26 protein-coding genes and 1 tRNA gene are annotated in these 25,572 nt (G+C 66.3%); 12 read left to right on the top strand and 15 right to left on the bottom strand.

Features of this window, described 5'->3' with window-relative positions:
• Positions 1 to 82: 82 nt before the first annotated feature.
• A complete protein-coding gene (locus ACR9ZH_RS05850) occupies positions 83 to 4,303 on the top strand; it encodes a hypothetical protein (RefSeq protein WP_481289824.1) in 4,221 nt (1,406 codons plus the stop codon).
• A 24-nt stretch (positions 4,304 to 4,327) separates the two neighbouring features.
• Here ACR9ZH_RS05850 and ACR9ZH_RS05845 read toward each other — a convergent pair whose 3' ends face one another.
• Positions 4,328 to 5,200 carry a phosphodiester glycosidase family protein gene (locus ACR9ZH_RS05845; RefSeq protein WP_481289823.1) on the bottom strand — a complete coding sequence of 291 codons (873 nt, stop codon included), beginning with the start codon at positions 5,198 to 5,200 and terminating at the stop codon, positions 4,328 to 4,330.
• A 40-nt stretch (positions 5,201 to 5,240) separates the two neighbouring features.
• Here ACR9ZH_RS05845 and ACR9ZH_RS05840 point away from each other — a divergent pair, with 40 nt between their 5' ends.
• On the top strand, positions 5,241 to 5,729 hold the full coding sequence (locus ACR9ZH_RS05840) for an NUDIX hydrolase (RefSeq protein ID WP_481289822.1): 489 nt from the start codon (positions 5,241 to 5,243) through the stop codon (positions 5,727 to 5,729).
• A gap of 116 nt (positions 5,730 to 5,845) precedes the next feature.
• Here the strand turns inward: ACR9ZH_RS05840 and parC are convergent, their stop codons facing one another.
• The 3 genes from parC to ACR9ZH_RS05825 form a co-directional block, all read right to left on the bottom strand.
• Positions 5,846 to 8,086, bottom strand: a complete 2,241-nt coding sequence (gene parC / locus ACR9ZH_RS05835; protein WP_481289821.1) for a DNA topoisomerase IV subunit A — start codon at positions 8,084 to 8,086, stop codon at positions 5,846 to 5,848.
• A gap of 97 nt (positions 8,087 to 8,183) precedes the next feature.
• Complete coding sequence (locus ACR9ZH_RS05830) at positions 8,184 to 9,221, bottom strand: proline iminopeptidase-family hydrolase (RefSeq protein WP_481289820.1); 1,038 nt, start codon at positions 9,219 to 9,221, stop codon at positions 8,184 to 8,186.
• Between the two features lie 84 nt (positions 9,222 to 9,305).
• Complete coding sequence (locus ACR9ZH_RS05825; RefSeq protein WP_481289819.1) at positions 9,306 to 10,136, bottom strand: endonuclease/exonuclease/phosphatase family protein; 831 nt, start codon at positions 10,134 to 10,136, stop codon at positions 9,306 to 9,308.
• 161 nt (positions 10,137 to 10,297) lie between these two features.
• Here ACR9ZH_RS05825 and ACR9ZH_RS05820 point away from each other — a divergent pair, with 161 nt between their 5' ends.
• The 3 genes from ACR9ZH_RS05820 to ACR9ZH_RS05810 all read left to right on the top strand — a co-directional run bounded on the left by ACR9ZH_RS05820 (position 10,298) and on the right by ACR9ZH_RS05810 (position 11,270).
• Positions 10,298 to 10,744, top strand: a complete 447-nt coding sequence (locus tag ACR9ZH_RS05820) for a hypothetical protein (RefSeq protein WP_481289818.1) — start codon at positions 10,298 to 10,300, stop codon at positions 10,742 to 10,744.
• Between the two features lie 101 nt (positions 10,745 to 10,845).
• The gene (locus ACR9ZH_RS05815) at positions 10,846 to 11,034 is read left to right on the top strand and encodes a DUF3606 domain-containing protein (protein ID WP_481289817.1); all 189 of its coding nucleotides are present in this window, start codon (positions 10,846 to 10,848) and stop codon (positions 11,032 to 11,034) included.
• The gene (locus ACR9ZH_RS05810) at positions 11,031 to 11,270 is read left to right on the top strand and encodes a hypothetical protein (protein WP_481289816.1); all 240 of its coding nucleotides are present in this window, start codon (positions 11,031 to 11,033) and stop codon (positions 11,268 to 11,270) included. Before ACR9ZH_RS05815 ends, ACR9ZH_RS05810 begins: the two co-directional genes overlap by 4 nt.
• A gap of 30 nt (positions 11,271 to 11,300) precedes the next feature.
• On the opposite strand, the gene ACR9ZH_RS05805 is transcribed toward ACR9ZH_RS05810, so the two are convergent.
• The 6 genes from ACR9ZH_RS05805 to ftsY all read right to left on the bottom strand — a co-directional run bounded on the left by ACR9ZH_RS05805 (position 11,301) and on the right by ftsY (position 15,324).
• Positions 11,301 to 11,582, bottom strand: coding sequence for a hypothetical protein (locus ACR9ZH_RS05805; RefSeq protein WP_481289815.1), 282 nt, complete (start codon positions 11,580 to 11,582; stop codon positions 11,301 to 11,303).
• A gap of 83 nt (positions 11,583 to 11,665) precedes the next feature.
• Positions 11,666 to 11,741 (bottom strand) — tRNA-Phe (locus ACR9ZH_RS05800).
• Between the two features lie 66 nt (positions 11,742 to 11,807).
• Complete coding sequence (locus tag ACR9ZH_RS05795) at positions 11,808 to 12,086, bottom strand: oxidative damage protection protein (protein WP_481289814.1); 279 nt, start codon at positions 12,084 to 12,086, stop codon at positions 11,808 to 11,810.
• A complete protein-coding gene (mutY, locus tag ACR9ZH_RS05790; protein WP_481289813.1) occupies positions 12,083 to 13,129 on the bottom strand; it encodes an A/G-specific adenine glycosylase in 1,047 nt (348 codons plus the stop codon). The genes ACR9ZH_RS05795 and mutY overlap by 4 nt, the downstream gene beginning before the upstream one ends.
• The gene (locus ACR9ZH_RS05785; RefSeq protein WP_481289812.1) at positions 13,126 to 14,163 is read right to left on the bottom strand and encodes an AsmA family protein; all 1,038 of its coding nucleotides are present in this window, start codon (positions 14,161 to 14,163) and stop codon (positions 13,126 to 13,128) included. Before ACR9ZH_RS05785 ends, mutY begins: the two co-directional genes overlap by 4 nt.
• A gap of 6 nt (positions 14,164 to 14,169) precedes the next feature.
• Positions 14,170 to 15,324, bottom strand: coding sequence for a signal recognition particle-docking protein FtsY (gene ftsY, locus ACR9ZH_RS05780; RefSeq protein ID WP_481289811.1), 1,155 nt, complete (start codon positions 15,322 to 15,324; stop codon positions 14,170 to 14,172).
• 64 nt (positions 15,325 to 15,388) lie between these two features.
• On the opposite strand from ftsY, the gene rsmD reads away from it, so the two are divergent.
• The 7 genes from rsmD to ACR9ZH_RS05745 all read left to right on the top strand — a co-directional run bounded on the left by rsmD (position 15,389) and on the right by ACR9ZH_RS05745 (position 21,026).
• Complete coding sequence (gene rsmD, locus ACR9ZH_RS05775; RefSeq protein WP_481289810.1) at positions 15,389 to 15,958, top strand: 16S rRNA (guanine(966)-N(2))-methyltransferase RsmD; 570 nt, start codon at positions 15,389 to 15,391, stop codon at positions 15,956 to 15,958.
• A 26-nt stretch (positions 15,959 to 15,984) separates the two neighbouring features.
• Positions 15,985 to 16,488 (top strand): pantetheine-phosphate adenylyltransferase, encoded by a 504-nt coding sequence (gene coaD / locus ACR9ZH_RS05770; protein WP_481289809.1) that lies wholly within the window; start codon positions 15,985 to 15,987, stop codon positions 16,486 to 16,488.
• Between the two features lie 17 nt (positions 16,489 to 16,505).
• The gene (locus tag ACR9ZH_RS05765; RefSeq protein ID WP_481289808.1) at positions 16,506 to 17,009 is read left to right on the top strand and encodes a hypothetical protein; all 504 of its coding nucleotides are present in this window, start codon (positions 16,506 to 16,508) and stop codon (positions 17,007 to 17,009) included.
• Between the two features lie 82 nt (positions 17,010 to 17,091).
• The gene (locus ACR9ZH_RS05760; RefSeq protein WP_481289807.1) at positions 17,092 to 17,346 is read left to right on the top strand and encodes a YfhL family 4Fe-4S dicluster ferredoxin; all 255 of its coding nucleotides are present in this window, start codon (positions 17,092 to 17,094) and stop codon (positions 17,344 to 17,346) included.
• Between the two features lie 68 nt (positions 17,347 to 17,414).
• Positions 17,415 to 19,115 carry a gamma-glutamyltransferase gene (ggt, locus tag ACR9ZH_RS05755; protein WP_481289806.1) on the top strand — a complete coding sequence of 567 codons (1,701 nt, stop codon included), beginning with the start codon at positions 17,415 to 17,417 and terminating at the stop codon, positions 19,113 to 19,115.
• 10 nt (positions 19,116 to 19,125) lie between these two features.
• Entirely contained in the window at positions 19,126 to 19,989 is an 864-nt protein-coding gene (locus tag ACR9ZH_RS05750; protein WP_481289805.1) for an MBL fold metallo-hydrolase, read from the top strand.
• Positions 19,986 to 21,026: a TMEM43 family protein gene (locus ACR9ZH_RS05745; RefSeq protein WP_481289804.1), complete on the top strand. Its 1,041-nt coding sequence runs from the start codon at positions 19,986 to 19,988 to the stop codon at positions 21,024 to 21,026. Before ACR9ZH_RS05750 ends, ACR9ZH_RS05745 begins: the two co-directional genes overlap by 4 nt.
• 117 nt (positions 21,027 to 21,143) lie before the next feature.
• Here ACR9ZH_RS05745 and ACR9ZH_RS05740 read toward each other — a convergent pair whose 3' ends face one another.
• From ACR9ZH_RS05740 to ACR9ZH_RS05720, 5 genes are all read right to left on the bottom strand, one after another.
• Entirely contained in the window at positions 21,144 to 22,409 is a 1,266-nt protein-coding gene (locus ACR9ZH_RS05740; protein ID WP_481289803.1) for an EAL and HDOD domain-containing protein, read from the bottom strand.
• Positions 22,410 to 22,463: 54 nt separating this feature from the next.
• Positions 22,464 to 22,907, bottom strand: a complete 444-nt coding sequence (locus ACR9ZH_RS05735) for a flagella synthesis protein FlgN (protein ID WP_481289802.1) — start codon at positions 22,905 to 22,907, stop codon at positions 22,464 to 22,466.
• On the bottom strand, positions 22,904 to 23,212 hold the full coding sequence (gene flgM / locus ACR9ZH_RS05730) for a flagellar biosynthesis anti-sigma factor FlgM (protein WP_481289801.1): 309 nt from the start codon (positions 23,210 to 23,212) through the stop codon (positions 22,904 to 22,906). The genes ACR9ZH_RS05735 and flgM overlap by 4 nt, the downstream gene beginning before the upstream one ends.
• A gap of 105 nt (positions 23,213 to 23,317) precedes the next feature.
• Entirely contained in the window at positions 23,318 to 23,980 is a 663-nt protein-coding gene (flgA, locus tag ACR9ZH_RS05725) for a flagellar basal body P-ring formation chaperone FlgA (protein WP_481289800.1), read from the bottom strand.
• 143 nt (positions 23,981 to 24,123) lie between these two features.
• Positions 24,124 to 25,431, bottom strand: a complete 1,308-nt coding sequence (locus ACR9ZH_RS05720) for a methyl-accepting chemotaxis protein (RefSeq protein ID WP_481289799.1) — start codon at positions 25,429 to 25,431, stop codon at positions 24,124 to 24,126.
• Between the last annotated feature and the right edge of the window lie 141 nt (positions 25,432 to 25,572).

Genomic DNA, 25,572 nt, shown 5'->3' with positions numbered 1-25,572 from the left:
ATCGCCGCTCTTGTCGGAATAGTCCTGCATACAACCCGAAGCCGGTTTCATATCGTCCCTTCTACCAAGGAAGGAGTACGACATGTACAGGGCTCGCCCGATATTGCCGACCGGCATCCTCATCATGTCGCTTGCGGTTGTCCCGGGTATGACCGGCCGCGCTGCGAGCGGGAACGAAGAGATACCGCTGCCCATAGCCGCCGCGGGCCCGGACGTCGTGGCGACCGGCGTGCAGGCCGCCTCGCCTGCGGACATCGCCGATGAACGCCGGACCTTCGAGGCCCTGCAACGGTACTGGAATCGCGATCACGACATGCACTGGCTCGCCCGGGCTTCCGAGCCGGAGCAGAAGCGCTGGCTCGATGACGCGGCGGCCGTCGGCGACAGGTACCAGGCGTTGCGCGATTTTCCCGGAAGCCCGGATCGAACCGCTCAGGCACACTTCCGGCAGGCGCTTCGGCAGCACGACGTCGACGGCGATCCCGAGGACTATCGGTTATCTCTCGACCAGGTCGTCGAGGTGGGTGACATACGGATTCCGGTCATTTACCAACTTTCCCTGGCGAACGCCTGCCTGGGCACGGGCGCGGGCATGGATGTCTCGCAGGCCACGGTGAAGCATGCGGAGCAAGCCGTGCCGGATGCGCATCAGCGGATCATCGTGGGCCTATTCGCCGAGCCATCCTGCCGGATGTCCATGACGGAACGGCTTGAACGCTTCAGGACGCAGCGATCGGGCTTTCAGGACGGATACGCGGCCCTCGTCGAGGCGGAATTCCGCAAAGCCGTCCTGGAGGCGAAGCTGAAGGGGCACCTCACCGGTGGACGGGAGGCCTCGATCAAGGGCCTCGATATCGTCCTCGAGGCCATGAACGACTCCGCCTCCGTCCGGGCCGGCACGCTGACGCTTTCGACAGGGCCTGGCGGGGAATCCGTCGTACTGCCGCAGTGGCTGGTCTTCCTCCGCAGCGACGCGAAAGGGAATGAAGACGGCGCCGTGCTCTATCGGCCCGGGAGCGGCCAGTCTTTGTTCGACGAGCGGCAGGACTTCTTCCAATACCTGGACATCCACCGGCTGAGTCAGGCTGCCGCGGGCGAGCGCAGCAGCCTCTGCGCCGCCAGCCCGTCTCCGGCGCCCGCAGGCGACAACCCCTCGTCATCTCTCAGGCAGGTCGCTCTCGCTGCGTCGGCAGCGGGACGGGAGACGGTGGTGGCGCAGTTCTTCGAAGGCATCTGCAACAAGCCGGCGTCCTGGGGCGACAATCTGCAGTTCAATCCCTATCCCGGCCACCGTTTCCGCGACAACCTGCGCAGGTGGTCAGAGGGAAAAACGGACCTGATGCTGGCGGGCCTCGAGCAACTGTCGAGGGTCCCTGAACTACCCCTGCTGCTCGCCCGTTACAACGCGGTGGCGGCGAAGAACCGGGCGTTCAACGAGCAGCACCTGCCGACGCTCAGGGAATTCACCCGGCGCAAGGAGCGCCAGAAGTTAACGGCGTTCTTCCACAAGGAGAAGCTTGTTCCGGATGATCGCGAGGTGGACCCGGATACGATCTTCATCGACTACAAGGGCCGGCACCTGAAGTGGACCGATTGGGTTCTCGACGGTTACCGCAAGCACGGCGACAATTTCTTTGCCGAGAACACCGATTTCGAGCGCGATGCCACGCTGAGCTCCAGCGATTCTTCGATCGCCGCCCGGCTGAATGCATCCGACGTCAAACTGAGCGTCATGCTCAACCTGCGGCGGACGTACGCAGGGAGCGATTACATCAAGACCGTGGAGGCGTTGCTCGATCCTGACGATCCTCGCCGGCAAACCTCGCAGGATCTTCGCGTGGCCACGCAGATACTGGAGATGCAACTGGCGGCCGCCATCGAGCACTCCAAGGGCCATCTCAACCCCTACGATTATCGGTGGCTGAAGGACACGCTGGCTGCGTTGCCTGGAAGCATCTCCCGGCCCGAGGTGGAGATCGCCGGGTTCCGGCTGGCTGGCAAGCGAATTTCCGGCGTATGGGTGGTTTCGCGGAAGTGGCCCGCGGGACCGGACAGCAAGGAACTCCTGCGCGACAGTTTCATCTTCGTGCCAGAGGGGCCTTTCGGGCGGGTCGTCTACAAGCAGGATGCTCATTTCCTGAGCCTTCTCAGGACGAGCGAATTCAAGCAATACCTTGCCGACAGGTCACTGGCGCGCGACCGCAACGTGATTGAAGGCGCGCTCGGCGCTCCTTATTCAGCGGGTTTCAGCACCTCCTACGCGCCGATCCAGGATTTCAGGGCCGGGTGCGACGAATCGCTGCGTGACCTGATAAGTGACGCGGACGAAGCAACGACCAGCCGGGGTGAAGTGATCCGGGAGCAGGTCATCAAGGGCGTCCGCTTTGCCACGTTCGGCATATGCACCGCCGCTACGGGAGGCGCGGGAGCGGCGCTATGCGCGATCGGGACGGCAACCCTCATGGGCGTCGATCTGAGCAGCGCCATCGAGAACCTGCAACGCGGTCGCAGCACCGCTGCCCTGTGGGACGTGGCCTTCCTCTGGGCGGACGCGTTTGAGGTCGGCCAGGGGCTGAAGGTATTTCAGCCGAAGTACCTGCTGAGACTGGCGCAGAAGAGCCACTTCGCGAGCGTGGACGAGGCGAGCGAAGCGATCGAAACGGCGGTGCGGCGAATCAAGGGATTCGACCCCGACGGTAGCCTCAATGCCGAGTTTTCGCAGACGGCCATTACCCTGGAGCAGTTGACGCGGATGCCCAACCGGCCCGGCAAGGCGACTGCGGGACAGTTCTATGAAAGCGGCGGGAAGACCTACATCGCGGAACGAGGCGGGGTGTTCGAGGTGTTTTCCGACGATGGCTGGGTAACGGTACGCGTGCGCGATCCCGCGCGTTCTCGTGCTTTCAATGTGCGGGTGGTGTACCGGCACGGGCGGTGGCAACGCGACGAAGGAGGGTTGCTCAGCGGAGGCAAGGCTTTGCGCAAGCCGGCAAAGTCATCCGAGCCCCGATTGGTTGCGGCGAAGACATCTTCCGGCCGTCCTCCCGAGCGGCCTGCGCCGCTCGCCTGGGGCGAACCCCATTGGGGCACGGGACACCTGAAAGGCATCCCCGGACAGGCCCATGATGGAACCATCCAGATCGTTCTGGAAGATCTCGCATCCACCAGCATCACCTTCGATCTGTCGGTCTGCAAATGGAAAACGCCGAGCGGTCGTTATGTGGAGTACGACGAGAGTGCGCGGACATGGCGGTATACCGTCCTGGAGCCGTCATCCCTTGGCGGGCCCAGCTTGCCGCCGCCCCTTGCAGACGCCGCTGAGAAGAGGGCAGCCATGCGGCAATTCGGCCTGAGCCGCGATCTCGTGGCGTGGCCTGTTCCTACTCCCGGTACACGTAGCGAGATCCCCAGGCACATAAACCAGATCTGGCTGGGCGATAAGGATGCGCTCCTGACGAATCGCGCGAACGGCATCAGCGGCGACCTGCTGGCCGATGTCATGAATGCTAACGCGTCCATCGCCAAGCGACGAGGTTACCAAGTCATATTGTACGTATTGCTCGACGATGAAACGCCGGAAGCCATGGCGTCGCTGCGTGCGCTACTGCCGCATGTGGGGATCGTGGATCTGCGTAAGAGCGATATGTTCCGGGAATTCAAGTCGACCAGGTACGCCAAGGTGTTCGAATTCTTCCAGGCCAACGATAGGTCTAAGCGAGATCTGCCTGCCGCCGGCGATATCCTGAGGAACTACATCCAATATAAGGAGGGTGGCATGTACCTGGACACGGACGACGCATTGACCCCCGGGTTCGGCGTCGTGCCGCTGAAGGCAAAGGCGGACGAAGTGCTTACCGGCGGGGTGACCCAGAATCCTACGCTGGGTATGGATGGGCAATTCAACACCGACGTCTTTGCCTCCCATCCTGACAACCCATTCTTCCTCCGGCTGCTCGACGAGCAGGCAAGACGATTCGATCTTTCCCGTGGCGCGCTGAGCGAACGGCCCTACGTCGTCGCTGGAACCATCCCAAGTTCGTCGTTCCTGGAATATATGCGCGAGATATCGAGGGTGACGGGTCCGGGCGTCTTCAACGACCAGCTGAGGATGCATTCCCATGGGCACGCGGCTTTTTCGGATGCGATCTGGGACAGGTTCGTCCTCAAAGGAAAACCCCGTCCATCGTGGCTGGACGGCGGAGACCTCATAGAGCGGCCGTCCGATTTCGCCATCGCCGAATACTCACCCTTGCGCTGCCTCGTTACCCCGGGAAACTGCCACTCATGGCGCGAGACACGATAGGGGAGCGCGCCGGACTGTCCGGCATCATCGTTTCTTCGGAAACGCCGCGATGATGCCGGCATATGGCTTCGTCATGAACGCAGGCGCTCCCATATAGCCGGCCTCGGGGGTGTAGGCCTGGGAAATGCTGCCGTCGAGGAACAGCGCATTCCGGCAGCCGATCTCGTCGCGGAAGAGGCGGGCGAAACTGTGGAAGTTCACCGGCGCGCGGCTGACGACGAAGACCACCTCGCGTGGCGTTTTCGCACAGACGCCGCTTCGCCACTTCATGCTGTCCGAGCCATTCTCGAACTGCGTGTTGATCTCGCCGTCGATCACCAGCATGGGACCGGACTGCGTGGCCCAGCGCGGCTTGCGTCCCGCGGCGCGAAAATCGTCGCTGGTGCGCACCTCGGTGCTGCCGTCGTCGTACACGGCGAAGACGCCGTTGGGCAGCAGCGAGAAATTGCCAGAGCGCGGATTGCCGTGCGCCAGGTTGAGCGGGACGACGGTCTTGCCGTTCTCCACGTAAAGACCGAGCGGCTTGAATTCGCGGTCGTAGATGCCCGCGTTGGTGGCGAAGGCCAGCGGGCGGCCCTTGCTCGCCGTCCAGGTCTTCAGCGCCTCGAGACCACCGAAGGGCTGGCCGCTGTCCGGATTGCGCCAATAAAGCTCGATGTCTTCCTTGCGCGTGTCGACGGTGACGGCGAAATAGGACTGGCTGTCGAAGACGAGGTCGCGGCCTTCCACGGCATCGGCCGGGCTCGCGCAGCCCGCCAGGGCGGCGATACTGCCGGCGGCGAGGATGCGGAACGTGGCGTGGCTGAACAAGCGGCGGAAATTGGGATGGAGCATCTGCCGATGGTCGCCGGGCGCGGCGCCCCGCGCAAGCTGCGCTGCGGCGGATTCCGGGCGCAAGGCGTAAACTCCCGGGTTTTTCCTCCACTTCCTCATCGTCATGCCTTATACGCCCATCGTCGCCACGCTCGGTTACGTGTTGTCGCCGGACGGCAAGCGCGTCCTCATGATCCACCGCAACGCCCGTGCCGACGACCAGCACCTGGGGAAGTACAACGGCCTGGGCGGCAAGATGGAGCCCGGCGAGGACATCGCCTCGTGCATGCGGCGCGAGATCCGCGAGGAGGCGGGGATCGAGTGCCTGGACATGAGCCTGCGCGGCACGCTGAACTGGCCGGGCTTCGGGAAGCATGGCGAGGACTGGCTGGGCTTCATCTTCGTCATCACCCGTTTCGAGGGCACGCCGCTGGCGTCGAACCATGAAGGGGCGCTCGAGTGGGTGCCCGTCGATGCCCTGGACACGCTGCCGATGTGGGAGGGCGACCGCCACTTCCTGCCGCTGGTCTTCGACGCCGACCCGCGCCCGTTCCACGGCGTGATGCCGTACAAGGACGGGCGCATGGTCTCCTGGAGCGTCACGCGCCTGTAGGAGCGCGCCTGCGCGCGACATCCTTTCGCCGCAGTCATGACGCCCGCGCGCCAGCTCCAAGGCCCGGCCTCAAAGGCTCAGCACGCGCAGGCGCGCTCCTACGGCTTGCGCATTCGTCAGCCCGTCGTCTCGATCCGCTCCACGCGCCGCAATCCGCGCGGCAGCACGCCACCACGGGTGGCGCGGTTGCCGCCGTACTCGACGAGGTCGGCCCACTTCAGCGTGAGCTTGCGCTGTCCCGCGTAAAGCGTGACCTCGCCCTTTCCCTCGGCGACCACCGCCACGCCGACGACGCGTTCCTCGCCCGAAGCCAGCTTCGCCTTCGGGATCTCGATCAGTTTGTTGCCCTTGCCCTTGTCGAGTTCGGGCAGCTCCGCCACGGAGAACATCAGGAGGTGGCCTTCGCCGGTGACGACCACGACGCGGTCGCGCGAGGGATCGGCGGTGATGGCCGGGGCGACCACGCGCGCGCCGTCGCTCAGCGTGATGATCTGCTTGCCGGCCTTCTGCCGGCCCGTGAGCGCCTCGAACCGGGTCACGAAGCCATAGCCGAAGTCGGTGGCGAGGATGATGCGCGTATCGTTATCCGCGGCGACGACGGCATCGAAACGCGCGCCCGCCGGCGGGCTGAAGCGGCCGGTGAGGGGTTCGCCGTTACCGCGTGCCGAAGGCAGCGTGTGCGCGGGCGTGGCATAGGCACGGCCGGTCGAGTCGATGAACGCGACCTGCTGCGTCGTACGTGCGCGGGAGATCGCCAGCAGGCTGTCGCCGTCGCGGTAGGAGAGCGCCTCGCCGTCGATTTCATGGCCCTTGCCCGCGCGCACCCAGCCCTTCTGCGAGAGCACCACGGTGACCGGCTCGGAAGCGACCAGCGCGCTCTCGTCCAGCGCCTGGGCGACGCTGCGTTCGATCAGCGGCGAGCGGCGCTCGTCGCCGTATTTCTCGGCGTCGCTGCGCAGCTCTTCCTTGATGAGGCCCTTGAGCTTGGCCGGCGATTTCAGCAGCACGTTGATGCGCGCGCGCTCTTCCTCGAGCTTGTCGCGTTCCTCGTTGATCTTCATTTCCTCGAGCCGGGCCAGCTGGCGCAGCTTCGTCTCGAGAATGTAGTCGGCCTGTTCCTCGTCGAGGCGGAAGCGGGCGATGAGCACCGGCTTCGGCTCTTCCTCGGTACGGACGATGCGGATCACCTCGTCGATGTTGAGGTAGGCGATGCGCAACGCCTCGAGCATGTGCAGGCGGCGTTCGACGCGGCCCAGGCGATGGTTGAGGCGGCGGGTGACGGTATCCGTGCGGAAACGCAGCCATTCGGCCAGGATCATTTTCAGATCCTTGACCTGCGGACGGCCGTCGAGGCCGATCATGTTCAGGTTGATGCGGAAGCTCTTCTCCAGGTCGGTGGTGGCGAAGAGGTGCTGCATCATTTCGTCCACGTCCACGCGGTTCGAGCGCGGCACCAGCACGAGGCGGATGGGGTTCTCGTGGTCGGACTCGTCGCGCAGGTCTTCCAGCATCGGCAGCTTCTTCGCGCGCATCTGCGCGGCGATCTGCTCGAGGATCTTCGACGGGGACACCTGGTGGGGCAGGGCGGTGATCACGATGTTGCCGTCGTCGCGCTCGTACACGGCCCGGGCACGGACGGAGCCCGTGCCGTTCTGGTACATCGCCAGGATTTCCTTGCGCGGCGTGATGATTTCGGCCGTGGTCGGATAGTCCGGACCCTGCACGTGCTCGCACAGGTCGGTGATGGTGGCATCCGGATCGTCGAGCAGGCGGATGCAGGCGCTGGCGATCTCGCGCAGGTTGTGCGGCGGGATGTCGGTGGCCATGCCCACGGCGATGCCCATGGAGCCGTTCAGCAGCACGTGCGGCACGCGGGCGGGCAGCCAGGAGGGTTCTTCCAGCGTGCCGTCGAAGTTCGGGACCCAGTCGGTGGTGCCGTGGCCCAGCTCGGAAAGCAGCACCTCGGCGATCGGAGTCAGCCGGGACTCCGTATAACGCATGGCCGCGAAGCTCTTGGGATCGTCGGGCGAACCGAAGTTGCCGTGGCCGTCCACCAGCGGATAGCGGTAGGAGAACGGCTGGGCCATGAGCACCATGGCCTCGTAGCAGGCCGAGTCGCCATGCGGGTGGAACTTGCCGATCACGTCGCCGATGGTACGCGCCGATTTCTTCGGCTTGGCGGCGGCGCCCAGCGCGAGTTCGCTCATGGCGTAGATGATGCGGCGCTGGACCGGTTTGAGGCCGTCGCCCACGAAGGGCAGGGCGCGGTCCAGCACCACGTACATCGAGTAGTCGAGATAGGCCCGCTCGGCGTACTCCTTGAGCGGAATCTGTTCGTAATTGGCTTGCAAATTCATAGGTTTGTGCATCCGGCAGGCGCGCCACGGCGCGTCGATAACCGGACGATGTTGCCAGAAAGGCGTCTCAGGAGCGAAGACCGCCTTCCGGCCCCCCTCACTTCAACGGCTTACCCGCGTCCACATCCTTGAGGAACCCGATCAGGCCGGTGAAATAGGTCTTCTGGTCGTCGTACATGGCCAGGTGCGAGCCTTGCGGGCAGAGCAGGAAACGGGCGTCCGGCATCTTCTTCGCCATGGCCTCCATGTATTTCGGATCCATGGTGTCGTACTGGGCGCCGATGACCAGCGTCGGCACCTTGATGGTCTTCAGGGCCTCGCTACGGTCCCAGTGCAGCAGCTTGCCGCTGGCGCCGAGCTCGCTGGGCCCCTGCATGGACACGTAGATCTGCTCGTTGATGTGCGTGAAGGCCCGCTCCACCGGGTCCGGCCACTGCGCCGCCGGCATCCGGAGGATGTGCTTCTCGTAATGCATGGGCATGAGGATGGCCATGTAGGCCGGGTCCTGGGTCTTATGCTCCTTCTCGAGGCGCTTCACCTCGGCGAGCTTCTTAGGATCCATGGACGGCATCAGCACCTTGTTGGCGTAGTCGTTGTACGCCGGGATGCTGTCCATCATGTTCGAAATGACCAGGCCCTTGAGGTGCTGCGGATACTTCAACGCGTACTCGATCGCGAGGACGCCACCCCAGGAATGGCCGAGGAGGTAGAAGTTGTCCTTGTCCAGGTGCAACGCCTTGCGTACCTGTTCCACTTCATCGACGAAGCGCGGGATTTCCCACAGTGAGGGATCGGTGGGCTTGTCGCTGAAGGCCGAGCCCAGCTGGTCGTAGTAGTAATACTCGATGCCCGCGCCGGGGAAGTAGCTGTCGAAGGCCTCGAAGTACTCGTGCGTGGCGCCCGGTCCCCCGTGCAGCAACAGGACCTTGATCGTCGGATTGTTGCCCACCCGCTTGGTCCAGACCCGGAACTTGCCCTTGGGCGTGTCGATGACAATGGATTTCTGGCCACCGGACAACACGTCGTCGCGGCCGGTGTTGTCGAAATAGGAACCTGGCGTGACCGCCGCGGGCGTGGCGGCATGCGCGCAGAGCGCGGTGACGGCTAATAGTGCGGCAACGAACAGACGGCGCATGGTGTATCCCCAAAGAGATGTGCGGGCATCATCGGCGCCCGCAGGCCTGTGTGCAAGAACCTGTGGGAGCGCTCTCACTTTCATTTACAGGTCGAAGTCCGCCTGCACCGGGAAGTGGTCCGACGGATAGCGACCATCCTTCGACGTGGTGATTGTCTGGACGGCCGTCGCGGTCACGCCACTCGAAAGGATCCAGTCGATGCGCTTGGTCGCCCTGCCGGTGAAATCGTGGAAGGTTTCGGCCGGACCCTCACGTTTCGGTGCGGTAGCCCAGGCATCCTTCAGTGACGCCGTGATCACCTTGTGCGACTCGCCATCGGGCCCGGTGTTGAAGTCGCCGGTGACGATCACCGGCACGCCCTTCGGCAGCCTGGCAATCCATTCCGCGAGCAGCTTCGTGCAGCGCGTGCGGATGTCTTCGTCCTGGTCGCGGTAGGGCAGGTGGGTGTCCAGCAGGTAGAAGCGCTTGTGGTCGGACAGACGCTCGAACAGCGCCCAGTTCACCATGCGGGGCATGATGTTGCCCCAGTCCATGCTTGCCGGCTTGTCCGGCGTGCTGGAATACCAGAAGTCGCCGGACTTTATGAGCTTCAGGCTGTCCTTGCGATAGAAAATGCCCATGTGTTCGTCGGTGTGCTTGCCGTAACGGTCGCGACCGAACCAGGTGTACTCGGGCAGGCGCGCCACCGTGTCGTCGCCCTGCTGCTTGTACAGCTCCTGCGTGCCGATCACGTCGGGATGCATCTGGCGGATGGTGTCGGCGAAAAGATCCCGCCGGAACTCCCAGCCGTTTGGGCCGTCCTTCCCGGTCATCGTACGGACGTTGAACGTCATGACCTTGAGGTCCGTGGCGAGGGAAGGCAGGGCTAACGTGGCAAGGGCGAAGGCAAGGGCGATTCGGGAGAGACGAGTCATGGGCACCGGCTTCGGCTGAACGGGTCCACCGACTATAGCGGCGTGACGAGGTCATTGTCGTGACGGGTTCGCCAGGCGCATGCGCTCTCGTCCGCTCTCTTTTGCATCGTGCGAGGGCACGCGGTATACCGGCAGGTCCCGATTCGTCGAAACCGCGTCCCATGGAAAAAGAAGCCGATCCCGAAAAGCTGTCGCACGGTGGCAAGACCGTGCTCATCGTGGTGGCGGTCGCCTTCATCGCGTCGGCGACTACGGCCATGCTCGCGTTCACAGCGTCGCATCGCGCTCGCGAGAGGGATGCGAAGGCGCTTGCGGCCGACACGGCGGAACTGCGCGGCGACCTGGCCAGCTGGCACACGCAGATGGGCGAGGCCTTGAACGCTCCGGAAGGGAATCGTCAGCCGTACCTGGACAGGCTCGTCGGTCATACCCAGGCGCTGTCGGCGTGGAAAGCCCGCACGCCTTGCGGGCAGGAGGCGCGCAACCGGCTGCAAAGGGCGATGGAATCGCACATCCGGGCGCTTCTGCACGGGGGACAGCCTCCGGGCCATGCCAACGAGTCCGCCGTACTCGACGATGCCTTGCGCGCATGCGGACCCGGCGAATGAATGCGTTCGTTGCCCGGTAAGTGATGCGATCCGAGCCTGTCCACTTACGTCCGCGTAACAGGTTTCGTGGTAACCGTGGGTCTTCGAAAGAGGCTTCGCCCATGACCGACGAGATATACGTCGCCGCGCCGACCGACCTGACCAGGGTGAACGTCACCCTGCGGGCGGACATCCGCTACTGGACGCGCGTTCTCGGCGTCAGCGAGCTGGCATTGCGCAGTGCCGTGAAAAACGTCGGTGAGCACTCCTGGGACGTGAGGGCGGAGCTCCGCCGGCGCCGCCGCGTATGAATGACGAAGGCAGGCCATTCCGCATCTTCATTTTTTATCCCGGCATCAACGAGCGGATCTGGCGCGTGGTGCTCCCGGGCGGATCCAAGCACCTCTTCCCCACGGAAGGCCGGGCGGTCGAGTTCGCCCTGACGTCCGCGTCTACAGTGACGACGGGACGCATGAGGCGCGTCGAGGTGCTGAAAGAAACGCTTTCGGGCGGTTGGATGGTCGTGGCGCGGCCCGCCGCGTCTTAGCGCGCTCGGGTCAGCGCATCCGCCGCTAACTCAGCTGCCGCATTCGACCGTGATGTCCCGCTTCGGCATGACGCCGCCGGTCGATCTGAACGGGCTGGCGCTGTAACTGACCTGGGATCCCTCGCTGCGGTCCACGACTTCATAAGGTCCGTGGCACAGGCCCGAGGCTTTGTTGTAGCAGTCGCCGATATCTTGCGAGCCCGAGTCACAGGAGATGACATAGGCCTGGTCGCCGTTGGGAAGCGTGACCTGCCTGGGCGCCGTGCACGCGGCCAGAAGGCCGACGACGAAAACGAGTAGAGCGGTGCGCATGGGTTCCCCTGTCTCAGTCCGATTGATCCAGCATGAGGCAACATGCAGGATTTCCGGCGAAAGGGGAAGAGGCGTCGGGAATGTGGTGGCTCGGGACGGAATCGAACCGCCGACACGGGGATTTTCAATCCCCTGCTCTACCAACTGAGCTACCGAGCCACAGATGCCTGCAACGATCGTTGCGGCGAGTGGAGCCGCGTATTAAATCGGTTGCGGGCGTCGCCGTCAAGCGTCGGATTCGGGCGGAACGTATCCGGCGGGCTGGGTCACATCGCCGCCGAAGAAGTACTTTTCCATTTCCGCGCTGAGGAACTTGCGCGTGTTCGGGTCGAGCGGGGACAGGCGCATCTCGTTGATCAGCATGGTCTGGTGGGCGAGCCACCTGGCCCAGGCTTCCTTCGACACGCTCTCGTAGATGCGCTTGCCGAGTTCGCCCGGCCAGGGCGCGAAATCGAGGCCTTCGGCCTCGTGGCCGAGTTTTACGCAATGGACCATGCGGCTCATGGATCGATCTCCGGAAGATTGGTCAGCAGCGTCCGCACCGGAGCGGGCAGGCCGAGCGAGGCGAGTTCCTCGCGGCCGCACCAGCGGCGGTCGTCGCCGTCCGCCACGGCGGCGAGCGGGGCCGCATGGTCGAACAGGATAGGCGACACGTCCAGCCTGTAATGGCTGAAGACGTGAGTAAAGGCAGGAAGCGGGCTGGCCTCGCCGACGCGCGCGAGGCCCGAGGCCACCGCATCGGCGGCGTCGGGATCCACCGCTTCGGGCAGACTCCACAGGCCCGACCAGACGCCTTGCGGTCCGCGCTTCTCGAGCAGCACGCGTCCACGCGTGTCGCGCAAGAGCAGCATGGCAAGCGAGCGCGTGGGAATCTTCTTGCCCGGCTTCGCCGTGGGCAGCAGCGCGGTAAGCCCGTCGCGGTGAGCGACGCAGGTGGCCGCCTGCGGACAGAGCAGGCACAGCGGCTTCGCGCGTACGCACACGGTGGCACCGAGGTCCATGATGGCCTGCGTGTAGTCGGCGGTTCGCTCCGCCGGCGTGTGCTCGTCGGCGTGACGCCACAGTTGCTTCTCGATTGCGCTCTCGCCGGGAAACCCGGCGATACCGTGGTAGCGCGCGAGAACGCGCTTGACGTTGCCGTCGAGGATCGGGAAACGCATCCCGTGAGCCTGGGCCAGGATCGCGCCGGCCGTGGAGCGTCCGATGCCGGGCAGGGCCATCAACGCGTCGAGGTCGCGCGGCAGTTCGCCGCCGTGGCGTTCGACGCACAGTTGCGCCGCTCGGTGCAGGAAGCGCGCCCGGCGGTAGTAGCCGAGGCCGGACCACAGGGCCAGCACGGTGTCCTCGTCGGCAGCGGCCAGTGAGGCGAGCGTGGGCAGGCGGTCGACGAAGCGCTGGAAGTAACCGATGACCGTGATCACCTGGGTCTGCTGCAGCATGATCTCGGACAACCATACCCGGTATGCGTCGCGCGGATGCTGCCAGGGCAGGTCCTTGCGTCCGTGGTGGTCGTACCAGCGCAACAGTTCGCGTGCAAAGGCGTTCATGGCGTGCTCGCGGTGGATGTCGCCGCGGCCGGTGCCTGCGGCGTCGCACGGATGCGCAAGCCCTTCACGTGCACGTTGCCCATGTCGAGCGCCTTCGCTTCGATGGTGCCAAGCAAGGGCGGGAGCGTCGGCGGACCGCCGGCCTGGATGCCGCCCCACCATTCGGTGAATCCGATCGGCGGAATGCGAATATCGGTACGGTCGTTTTCGCCGTCCAGCTTCAGGGCGACGTAGAGCGGATCCCGCTCGTTTGCCGGCGTGATGTCGAGCGCCATGGCGTACGGTGGACCCGCTGCGCGGGTCACACGCCCGGAGAGGGAGGCACCCACATCGGCGCCGCCGCGCCAGGTGGCGTTGCCCTGCAGGCGCGCGGCGAAGCGGGGCTCGCTGGACAGGCCGAGTTCGATATCGCCGAGCGTCAGCACGCCGCGCGACAACGAGGGCGTCGTCTCCAGTTCCAGGGAGTAGGCGGTGCCGTCGGCGGTGCTGGCTGCCAGCGCAACGGCGAACGGTAACCGGTTGGCGAGTCTTCCGGCGTCGATGTCCACGTCCGACAGAAGCAACTGGTTGCCGCGCAGGAGCGTGCCGCGCTCGATGCGGAAGCCCGCGTCGATGGTGGGCAGGATCGCGCCGGCGGTGGACGGACGCGAGGGAAGGGTGTCGAGGTAAACCGCGAGTGCGTCGAGGTCGATCCGCGCACCTTCCACCTCCAGTCGCGAAATGCGTGCCTCCCCGCCGATCAGCGTGTGCCAGGGCAGGACGAGCTTGCCGCGCGATGCCACCAGCAACGGCGTGTCGGCGGCGCTGGCGCGTACGGTCAGTCCCTCGAGTTCCAGCGCGGGCTTCGGCCATAAGGTCGGGCTCGCCGGGTTGGCCAGGGTAAGCTCGAGACCCGCGGCGCGCGCGCGGGATTGGAGGAGCGAGGTGAAACGCTCCGGTTGCAGCATCACGTACGTGGCGATGAACGCCGCCAGCAGGACGGCGACGACGAGGCCGGCGGCGGTATAGAGACCGATCCGCAGCGGACGGTTCATCGCCACTCAGCCGCCGATGCTGGCTGGCAGCAGGCCATCCACGAACGCCTCGGCGTCGAATACGCGCAGGTCGGTGGCCGTCTCGCCCAGGCCGACGTAACGGATCGGCAGGCCGAACTCCCGGGCCAGTGCGAACATCACTCCGCCCTTGGCGGTACCGTCGAGCTTGGTCACTACCAGGCCGGTAACGCCCGCCGTATCGCGGAACTGGCGCACCTGGCTTATCGCGTTCTGTCCGGTCGTGCCGTCGATCACCATCAGCACCTCGTGCGGCGCGCCGGCGTCCAGCTTCTTCATGACCCGTCCGATCTTGCCCAGCTCGTCCATCAGGCCACCCTGGGTGTGCAAACGGCCCGCGGTGTCGGCGATCAGGACCTGTGTGCCACGCGACCGCGCGGCCTGCAGCGCGTCGAAGATCACGCTGGCCGAATCGGCGTCTTGCCCCTGCGAGACTACGGGCACCTTGTTGCGCTCGCCCCAGGTTTTCAACTGCTCCACGGCGGCCGCGCGGAAGGTGTCGCCGGCGGCGAGCATCACGCTACGGCCTTCGTCGGCGTAGCGCCGCGCGAGCTTGCCGATCGTGGTGGTCTTGCCAACGCCGTTGATGCCCACGGTAAGGATCACGAACGGCGACGGCGCGGCGACGTCGAGCGGCTGCTCGACGGGCTTCAGGAGGGCGACGAGCTCGGTGCGCAGGGCCTTCAGCAGTGCGCCGGCATCGGCGAACTCGCGCTTGTGCATGCGCCTGCGCAGGTCCTCGACCAGCCGCGTGCTGGCGTCGACACCCACGTCGGCGGTGATGAGCGCGGTTTCCAGCTCGTCGAGCAGGTCGTCGTCGAGCTTCGGATGACGGACGAAGAGGGAGCTGAGGCTCTTCGCGAACCCGCTGCCGGACAGGCGGTCGCGCCAGCTGCGGCGCGCGGGACGCTCCGCTTCCTGAGACACGGCCTCGCGAGCGGCCTCGACGACCGCGGATTCCTCCAGTTCCGGCGCCACCTCGGGCGCATCGGGCTCCGGCTGCGCGGTTTCGGCCAGCGCTTCCGAAATGCCTGTACCGGATTCTGCCGAGGCGGGATCGGCAGCGAGGTCGGCGCGGTCTTCCGGTGCCGCAGGCTCGGTGGCAGCCGGTTCGGTGGTCTTCTTCTTCCAGAACTTGAGCATTGCGCGAGGGATTCAAAGACAATAGGCGAATGCTATCACCCTCGCCCTCACTGGCCGCTGAGCGATGACCGCGTCCGGCCGCATCCGCGTCATCGGCGGCTCCCTGCGCAACTCGCGGATCGAAGTGCCCGACCTTCCGGGCCTGCGGCCCACGACGGACCGCGTGCGGGAGACCCTGTTCAACTGGCTGCAGCCGGTGGTGGAGGGGGCCCGTTGCCTGGATCTGTACGCCGGTACGGGGGCACTGGGCCTCGAGGCGCTGTCGCGCGGCGCCGCGTCGGTCACCTTCGTGGAACGCGAGCCGCGTCTCGTCGCGGCGCTGAAGGCGAACCTCGTGCGACTCAAGGTAACGGCGGACGTCGTCTGCGACGACGCGGGCCGCTGGTTGCGCGGCCCCGCGCAACCGTTCGACCTGGTGCTGCTGGATCCGCCCTTCGCCCTCGATGCCTGGGCGGAGACTGCACGATCGCTGGAGGACGGCGGATGGCTGACCCCGCGCGCCTGGATCTACGTGGAGGCGCCACGCGGTGCCGTCTTCGCGCTTCCCGGCACGTGGCTCCCGCACCGTCAGGGGCAGGCCGGAGAGGTCGCCTACGCCCTCTATCGCCGCGCACCGGCCGATCCGTTAAGCTAGCCCGCGTTTCCCTGATCCGCCCGTACATGACCCCTCTGCCGGCCAATCCGCGACTTGCCGTCTATCCCGGCACGTTCGATCCCATCACGAACGGCCATGCCGACCTCGTGTCCCGCGCTGCGCCGCTGTTCGACCGCATCGTGGTTGCCGTGGCGGAGAGCCGGAGCAAGGGCCCCGGCTTCAGCCTCGGCGAACGCATCGCGCTGGCGCGGCTGGCGCTCGCCGACCTGCCCAATGTGGAAGTCCGCGGCTTCGACTGCCTGCTTGCCGATTTCGTCACGCAGATCGGCGCGGGAGTGATCCTGCGCGGGCTGCGCGCGGTGTCGGACTTCGAATACGAGTTCCAGCTCGCCAGCATGAACCGTCACCTGATTCCCCAGGCCGAGACGCTGTTCCTGACGCCGGCGGAACAATACAGCTTCATCTCTTCCTCGCTCGTGCGCGAAATCGGTCGCCTTGGTGGCGACATTTCCGGATTCGTGCATCCGGCGGTGCAGCAGGCCATGCGCCAACGCTGGCGCAACTCTTGAAACCAAAGGTGATCATCATGCGTAAGCTCATCCTCGCCGCGTCCGTGGCCCTGACCGCCACGCTGGCCCTCTCGGCCTGCAACAAGTCCGAAGACACCGACCAGGCTGCCACGCAGCAGGAAGCGGCCGTCGCCAAGCCGACCAACCCGTCCGATACCAAGGCCTGGAGCCAGTACTTCGGCCAGATCGTGCGCAAGAACATGCAGGGCATGACGGCTGACCGTCCGTTCCCGTACTTCGTGCCCGCCGGCGACGACCAGGCCGGTCAGGACGGCCGCGCCCGCCAGCTCGAGAACGTGCAGGGCACGGTCGCCCGCGGCGTCACCCCGGGCAACATGCTCGTCTTCGGCGGCCCGGATTCGGCCAAGACCGCCGACCTCATGGTCGAGGCCTTCAAGGGCGCGAACGCCGGCTCGTTCAAGAACGTGATCGTGCTGTTCATCGGCGACCAGGCCGACCAGCAGCGCGTGGCCGACGCCGTGGCGCCGAGCGGCGCGACCTTCCGCTTCGTGGCCATGTAATTCCAGTCAGTCGGAAGCACGGAGAAGGGGGCGCCGGTTTACGGCGCCCTTTTTTTTCCGCACCAGGGTGTAAAATGCCCGCATGTCCCTGCTGATCCTCGACACCTGCGTCAATTGCGACGTCTGCGAGCCCGTGTGCCCGAACAAGGCCATCTCGCTGGGCGAGCAGTACTACGTGATCGATCCCGACCTCTGCACCGAATGCGTCGGCCACTTCGACAACCCCCAATGCGTCGAGGTATGTCCGGTCGAATGCATCCCGCACGACCCGGATCACGTCGAGACCCGCGAACAGCTGATGCTCAAGTACGAGCACCTGATGGCTAAAGCGTCGTAACGGTCAAGCTTCCACGAGCGTCATGGGTTAATCTCAGCGGCAGCGATATCCCCATCGGAGAGATTCCCATGCTTCGTGCTCCGTCGTGGCGCGTGCTCGCCGCGAGCTTTTTCCTTGTCATCGGCGCGGGCCAGGTTGCGGCCCTCGAAGCGCCGGCCGCCTCGAAAGGTCCCGGTCACGCGGCCATTGCGAGCGCCAACTACCTCGCCACGAATGCCGGTTTCGAGGTATTGGGCAAGGGCGGCAACGCATTCGACGCCGCCATCGCGGTAGCTTCCACGCTCGCCGTGGTGGAGCAGCAGAGTTCCGGCATCGGCGGTGGCTTCATGGCCTTGCTGCACCGGGCCTCCGATCGGCGGAATGTCTTTGTCGACGCGCGCGAGACGGCGCCGAAGGCAGTGGACATGAAGGTCTATGTCGGCACGGACGGCAAGCCGAACCGCGACGTATCGACCAATGGCCCGCTTTCCGCGGGCATTCCCGGCGAGCCGGCAGGACTGGCCTGGATCGCTGCCCACTACGGCAAGTTGCCTCTGTCCGTGTCGCTCGCTCCGGCGATCCGCATCGCGAGGGAAGGGTACCAGCCGGACAAGCGCTTCCTCGAAGCCATCGAAGACCGCAAGGACGTGCTTTCACGCTACCCCGCATCCGCCGCCATCTACCTGCCCGGCGGCAAGGTGCCGTCGGAAGGATGGACACTGCGCCAGCCGGACCTGGCGAAGACACTCGAACGCATCGCGGCGCAGGGCGCCGACGGCTTCTACAAGGGCGACACCGCAAAGCTGCTGGTCTCGGCCTCGCGTAGCGCGGGCGGCAACTGGACGGTCGCGGATCTCGAGGCCTACAAGGTGAAGGAGCGCGAGCCGCTCAGCGTGGACTACAAGGGCTATCGCATCGTCACCGCGCCGCCGCCGTCTTCCGGTGGCGTGGCGATCGCCGAGATCCTCAACATCCTTTCCGGCTTCGACCTGACCAGGCTCGACGCCGCCCATGCCGCGCACCTCACCATCGAATCGATGCGCCGCGCGTTCCGCGACCACAACGAGTACCTCGGCGATCCGGACTTCGTGAAGATGCCGCTCGACATGCTGCTGTCGAAGTACTACGCCGACGGCCTGCGCGCGACCATTTCCCCGGACAAGGCCACGCCTTCCGATCTGCTGCCGACCGCGATGGCGGCGGAACCGGGCATGCATACCACGCATTTCTCGGTGATCGACGCCGACGGCAACATGGTCGCTTCCACGCTCACCGTGAACCTCGAATTCGGCTCCGCCTTCGTGGCGAAGGACACCGGCGTGGTGCTCAACGACGAGATGGACGACTTCGCCCTGGTGCCCGGCCAGCCGAACGCCTTCGGCCTGCGCGGCGCGCTCGCCAATGCGCCCGAGCCGGGCAAGCGCATGCTTTCCTCGATGACACCGAGCTTCGTCTTCGGCGCCGACCGCACGGCTGTGATCGGCTCGCCGGGCGGTTCCACCATCATCACCCAGGTGCTGGAAGGCATCCTGGCCTTCGTCGACGGCAAGAACGCGTCTGAAATCACCGCGCAGAAGCGTTTCCACCACCAGTACCTGCCGGATCGCGTGGACGTGGAAGCCGGCGTCTTCGACGACGCCACGAGCAAGGCGCTCACCGACATGGGCCACGTGTTGCGCAACCGTTCGCCGTGGGGTTTCATGAACGTCGTTACCTGGGACCACCGGACGAACAAGCTCGACGCAGCGAGCGACCCGCGCCGTCCGTCGGGCCTCGGCAAGGTGCAGTGAGGTTGGCGGCATGAAACTCTGGTCCCTGGTCGGCAACTCGCAGCGGCTCGACGGCGGCGCCATGTTCGGCAACGCACCGCGCGCCATGTGGTCGCGCTGGATCGAACCGGACGAGCAGAACCGCATTCCGCTGGCCTGCCGCTGCCTGCTGGTCACCGGCCTGGACGGACGCAACGTGCTGTTCGAAACCGGCATCGGTGCCTTCTTCGACCCGGCCATGCGCGAGCGTTTCGGCGTGGTCGAGGAACGCCATGTGCTGCTCGATTCGCTCGCGGAGGCGGGGCTGGGCCACGAGAACATCGACGCGGTGGTGCTGTCGCACCTGCATTTCGACCATGCCGGCGGACTGCTCGCGCCATGGGCCGAGGGCCAGCCGGCGCGCCTCCTTTTCCCGAACGCACGCTACATCGTGGGTGCTTCGCACTGGCAGCGCGCACGCGATCCGCACCCGCGCGACCGCGCCTCGTTCATTCCGGACATCGTCCGCCTGCTCGAGGAGAGCGGGCGGCTGGAGCTGGTGGAGGAAGGCAGGCCATCGTCACTGGGGGACGCGGTACGCTTCGAATTCTCCGAAGGCCATACGCCCGGGCTGATGCTCGCGGAGGTGGGCGGCGTGGCCTTCTGCGCCGATCTGATTCCGGGCCGCGCCTGGGTGCACCTGCCGGTCACGATGGGGTACGACCGCTGGCCGGAGAAGGTCATCGATGAGAAGAAGGTGTTCCTGGACGACAAGCTGGCCCGGGGCATCCGCCTGTTCTTCACCCACGACCATGGCTGCGCCGTGGCCAGCGTGGAGAGGGACGGTAAAGGTCGCTACGTTGCTGCCGATATCCTTGAACGGCTGGCTGGAGTCGATGCCTGGGTGAGTGCATGACATACAAGGTGGAACATGCCGGGGCCGCCTGGAGCGCCCGTCTGGCCGGAGCGGCACTGCTGCTCGCCGGCCTGGGTCTGATCGCCTGGAACGAACGCCGGGTGATGGATTACACGGCCGCGCTCGCGCGCCACGGGCGGCCGGTGCTCGACCTCGGCGCGGCCGGACGTCCCATGGCAGGGCAGTACGGCGCGCTGACACGGGTCAGCGGCATGCCGAAGATCGTCGATGCGCCAAAAGATGCCGAATTCAACGTACGCGCGAACGCGCCGGTCCTCATCCGCCATGTGGAGATGTTCCAGTGGCGCGAAATCACCGTGGGCGGGGTCACCCATTACGAGCTCGACTGGGTCGACCGTCCCGTGGACGCCTCGGACTTCGCCAAGCCCGCCGGTCATGTGAATCCGGGTGCCTTCCCGATCCAGGGACGGCAGTTCGAGGCCGGTGAAGTGAAGCTGGGCAACTTCAAGCTGTCCGAGCCCATTCTGCGTGCCTTTCCGGGGCGCGTCACCGTGCCGCCCGACGAGAAGGCATTGCCCTCGAACCTCGCCGCCACGTTCCAGCGTTACGGCGATGCCCTGGTCACCAGCGCTAAGCCGGCCAATCCGCGGCTGGGCGACCTTCGGGTCAGCTGGGAAGCGGTACCCCTCCAGTCGATGACGGTACTGGCCCGCATCGACGGCGACACGCTGGTGCCGGCGGCCGAACGCGACGGCGGCAACGGTTTCGACGTGCAGGTCGGCGAGCGCACGCTGCTCGACGTATTGCCCGCCTTGCCCGAGCCGCCCCAGGCGGTGCTGCTCGCGCGCGCAGGGGCCTTCCTGCTCGCCGTCCTTGGTGCGTGGTTCCTCGCCATGACCAGCCGGTTGCAGCGCGATCCGCTTTTCGCCATCGGCATCGGTGCGGTGGTGGTCCCGGCGGTGGCGGGCGTGATGTGGCTCGCCGGCGATGCGATGTCGGCGAGCGTGTGGCTGCTTTTCGCCGTGCTCGGCGCCGGACTGGCGATCTGGCGCGTCCAGCAGCGCAGCACCATGTAGGAGCGCGCCTCGCGCGCGACATCTTTTGAGGCCGTGAGCAACAGGCCCTGTCGTTGAGGCCGTAAGCAACAGGCCCTGTCGCCGTCTCGCGAAAAGCTGTCGCGCGCTGGCGCGCTCCTACGCCGACGCGGTGCCGTCGGCGAAGGAGTAGACGTGGTCGGCCCAGTTGGCCGCTTCCACATAGATCGTGGCCATCGCCGCCACGTGCTGTTCGCGCAACGCCGAATCGCTTTCCAGTTCGCCCTGTTCCCAGTGGCGGATCTGGTCGAGGATCGGAGCGAACGGCCCGGTACCCTCGAGCAGCGCTTCGCGGATCTCGATGGCCAGCGGAAGGTGCTCCAGCACATAGGCCATCGATACGTTCATCAGCGTGTCGAGCAGCGAGAACAAGCCCGCGGTGAACGCCATTTCCTGCAGCTCGGGCTTCACCGCACGGGCGAGCTTCTCGCACATGTGCGCGCGGATGAGCGCAAGGCGCAGAAGCTCCGGCGGACGCTCGTCCATGCCCGACACGGCCATGGTGAAGATCCAGTTGCGCATGCGGTTGACGCCGAAGAACACCGCCGCCTGCTCCACCGATTTCAGCTGGCGGGGCAGGGCGAAGTAAGCGGAGTTCACGCAACCCAGCAGCTTGTAGCTGAGGATGGCGTCGTCGCGGATGATCTTGCCGAGTTCGACAGGGCCGTTTTCCGGATCCTGCAGTGCGCCCATGAGACGCAGCACGCCGAGTTTGCTCGGGGTGAGGCGCGGCATGTCCACGCGCTCCGGGCGGAGCAGGTACTTGCCCTGGAAGCCGTCGACCTCCTGCTCGGCGTAGTCCACGAAGGTTTCGTGCGTGTCTACACCGGTGACGATGACCTTGACCCCGAATGCGTGGACGTAGTCCATGTGCGCGCGCGCCGCGAGCGGGTGGCGATGGTCCACGGCTACCTTGGCGAACTGCACGATGCGCAGCAACGCATCCACCCCGGCCCGGTGTTCCGGGTCGGCGGGAAGATTGAAATCCTCGAGCATGAACAGGCAACCATGGCCTTTCAGCTCGCGCAGCTTCTCGAGCAGCTGCTCGTCGGTACCGACGTCGGCGCTGATGCTCGCGCCGAGGCGCGCGTTATGACGCAGGATGTCGGCATGCTCCAGGAGCAGGCCGCGCGACATGTGCAGGAACGCGCGGTTGTCGCGCACCAGGCGCTTGAGGCTGCCGTCGGCGATGGCGCTCAGCGTGGCCTGCGTATGCGCAAGCGAGGCGGCGTCGATGTCGCTGCCGATCGGTCGCGGAAACAGCAGTTCGTACGCGAAGAGCGATTGCTTCCTGTCCAGGATCGGCACGCGGACGATGGGGAGGATGCCGTCGTCATTCACCGCGGTCAGCTGGGTTACTGCCATTGCCTTCTTCTTGCACGTCTGGATGGAATCGTGAGTGTCGCCGTTTCGCGACGGTCAAACCTGTGCAAGCGTCGCGGAACGGAGCTTCACTTCCGCCACACCCTTGGGACCGTACGTAGCGCCCCCTGGAGCTTCCCCGGAAAGTACCGCCAGGGCCTGGCGTACGTGGCTCATTCGCTGACTGATGATGCGGCCGTTCACCTCGTTGAGGTTCCTGCACTCGCGCAGGCGGTCGACCGTGGACGCCCAGCGCGGGTCGACGAAGGTGTCGGTGCCGGCGGCTTCGCTGAGCTGCCGGCGCTCGACCTCGAGTTTTTCGATACGGTCGAGCAGGCCGCCCTTGGTCCGTCCTGCGGCTTCCAACGCCTCGACATCGCCCTGGTCGAGCGCCATGCGCTCTTCGACCAGGCTGGCGTGCAGGGCGTCGGCCTCAACGGCGAGTTCGCCCATGACGGCCGCGAGGGCCGTGTCGAAGTCCGGGCCGAGCGGCTGGCTCATGCCTTGCCGCCACCGATCTGGCCTTCCATCGCAAGGAACTTGCTCGCGATGGCCTGGGCGTCGGGCTTGTAGGTGCCGTCGGCGAGGCGGGAACGGATTTCTTCCACGCGCTTCGTGTCGATGCCCTCGCCACGGCTGGCGGCGTCGAGCGCCTTGGCCGAGTCGGTGAGCTTGACGCTGTCGTCGCTGGGACGCACCGTGCCCGCGCCCTGCGCGGAACCGGCCGAGCCGGCGGCGGGGTTCTGGGTGCGCAGCTGGACCTGGGGCTGCGGCGCCTGGAGACCGGGTTTGATGGTGTTCGTCATGGGTATATCCCTCGGAGCTTTGTTCCGTCAGACCCTGTATCGGCGGTCCGCCGGCGAACTTTAACCGGCCCTAGGCCGCGTAATGTGACAGGAGTCGGGTTTCGTTCATGGCAGCACGGCGACCGTGCCCGGTCCGCTGACGATGGCGTCGAGCACCTTGCCCGACGACGCGTTGCGCACCTTGATCCTCGAGCCGGTGTCACCGGCGCCCATGGCTACGCCGTCGGCGTGGATGGTGACGCCTTCCACGCTGGCTTCCATGCTCACGGCGTCGCCGTTGCGCACGGCCTGGCGGCCGGCGAGCATCCCGGGGGTGAGCACGGTGCCTGCGTTGAGCGGGCGGGCGAGCGAGCGGCCATCCACCTGGTTCAGCGCAGCCACGTAGCCATAGGCGAGGCCGGCGACGTCGCGTTCTTCGATGTGGACGTCAGCCGCGCCGATGCCGTCGCCGCGCGCGAGCGGGCGGCTGGTGACCAGTACGTTGGTGAACATTTTCAGCTTGACCGGCACGCGCACTGTCCATCCCCCGCTCACCGGGCAATGGACGCTGACGCTGACCCGCGCGGTGAGGCGGCGGTTCCCGGGCATCGAGGCTTCCAGGGGTGCCGCGCAGTCGGCCAGTTGCAAGCGGCTGTCCAGCGGAGCGGCCTCGGCCGTCATGCGCGCACCCGGGAGGGTGCGGTGTTGCTGGAGCCAGTCCACCGCCGTCGCACGCACGGCCTCGAGCGACTGCGTGGCCGCTGCGGGAAGGGAGCTGAGGAACAGCACAAAGCCTATGTAGGAGCGCGCCCTGCGCGCGACATGTTTTGCGGCCGGTTGCCGGAGCTGGCGCGCCAGCCCGGTGACAGAGGCGAAAAGCGGTCGCGCGCAGGGCGCGCTCCTACATGTCGGCGCCAGGCGACTCGGCGGATTCACGCGGCGCGCTCTGACAGGGAAGCGGAAAGGCCTTGCGTGATGGCGTCCAGCTCGCGGGTGAGGCCCGGGAGCATGTGGCTCGCGTCCGCGTGCCGGCCCTCGCCGAGGGTGATGGCGTACTGCGAGGCGAGGGACGAGAAGCGTTCGCCGGCCTCGCGCACGGCATCGGCAGAGCCGTCCGGGCGCAGGGCCCGCAGCTGGTCGATGCAACGCATCATCGGCGTGGTGTCGAGCCAGCGGCGGTCGAGGCTGGAGGGATCGCGCGAGGCGAGCTCGAGGGCGTAGCGCAGCCCCTGACTGGCTTCGCGGATCATCTGGCTGAGACTGGCGGCATCGAGGTTGCCCTCGGTTTCGAGGCGGGCGAGGCCAAGGCGGTGCGCGAGCACCACCGCGCGCGCCGAAGCGTCGGCCTGGCGGCGCGCCTCGTTGCTGACGCGACCGAGCGTGGCCTGGGTGGCCTGGATGGCTGCAACGCGTCCCTGCAAAGCGCCCACGCCCTCGCGTGCCGCCTCGAGGCTGCCGCGCGCGACACGCACGGCGTCGTCCACGCGGCCGAGCGAGGTCTGCATGCCCGCGATGCCGGACTGCGACTGATCCAGGCGGCGGAGGCTGGTCTGCACGGCATCGTCGAGGTGACCTGAGAACTCGCCCACGGCCTGGGTGACCTCGTCGATCTCGGCGGTGGCCTGGGTGGTCTTCTCGGCCAGCTGCTTCACTTCGTCGGCCACCACGGCGAACCCGCGCCCGGCTTCGCCGGCACGCGCGGCCTCGATCGCGGCGTTGAGCGCCACGAGGTTGGTCTGGTGGGCGATGTCCTGCACGGTGGCGGTGAGCTTGCGGATGGCCGTGAAGTATTCGGAGAACTTGGCGTGATTGCGGCTCATGCCAGAGAGGGCGCTGCGCAGGAGGCGCAGCTGGCCGTCGAGCTCGGCCGTCGTTGCCTGGCCCTGGTTGCCGGCGTCGGCCATGCCGGCGACCCCGGCGTGGGCCTGATCGAGCGCCGTCGAAATCCTGGCGCTGGCTTCCGTCAAACGCCCGGCGGTATCGCGCGCGCCTTCGACGGCGGTGCCGAGTTCGAGGAGGGTGCTGCCGAGCGCCTGGCTGGTGGCCAGCGCCATGCCCTGCTGCTCGATGGCCTGGATCGTCGTGGCCGCCACGGCACGCGGCTCCGCGGGCTTGAGCAGCGCGCCGAGCGCGCTGGCGGCGGCCGGATACTGCGCGGCCAACGTGCGGACACGCGCCGCGTCGCCGCTGGCGGCGGCATGGGCGAGGAGGCGGACGTGCTGGCTCCAGAGGAGGGTCATGATTTCGCTTTCGCTCTACGGATGGTCGGCTTGATAGATCGGTCGGAGCCAGCTTTTCTTGAGTCATGCAATCCACATGCCAGCCGTTGTAGGAGCGCGCCTTGCGCGCGACATCTTTTCGCCAGGAGCAGCAGGGCCTGC

The sequence above is a fragment of the Luteibacter sp. SVR4-7G genome (assembly GCF_056755555.1).
Note: the sequence above shows the minus strand (reverse complement) of the source record. Positions and strands in the feature narration are given on the sequence as shown.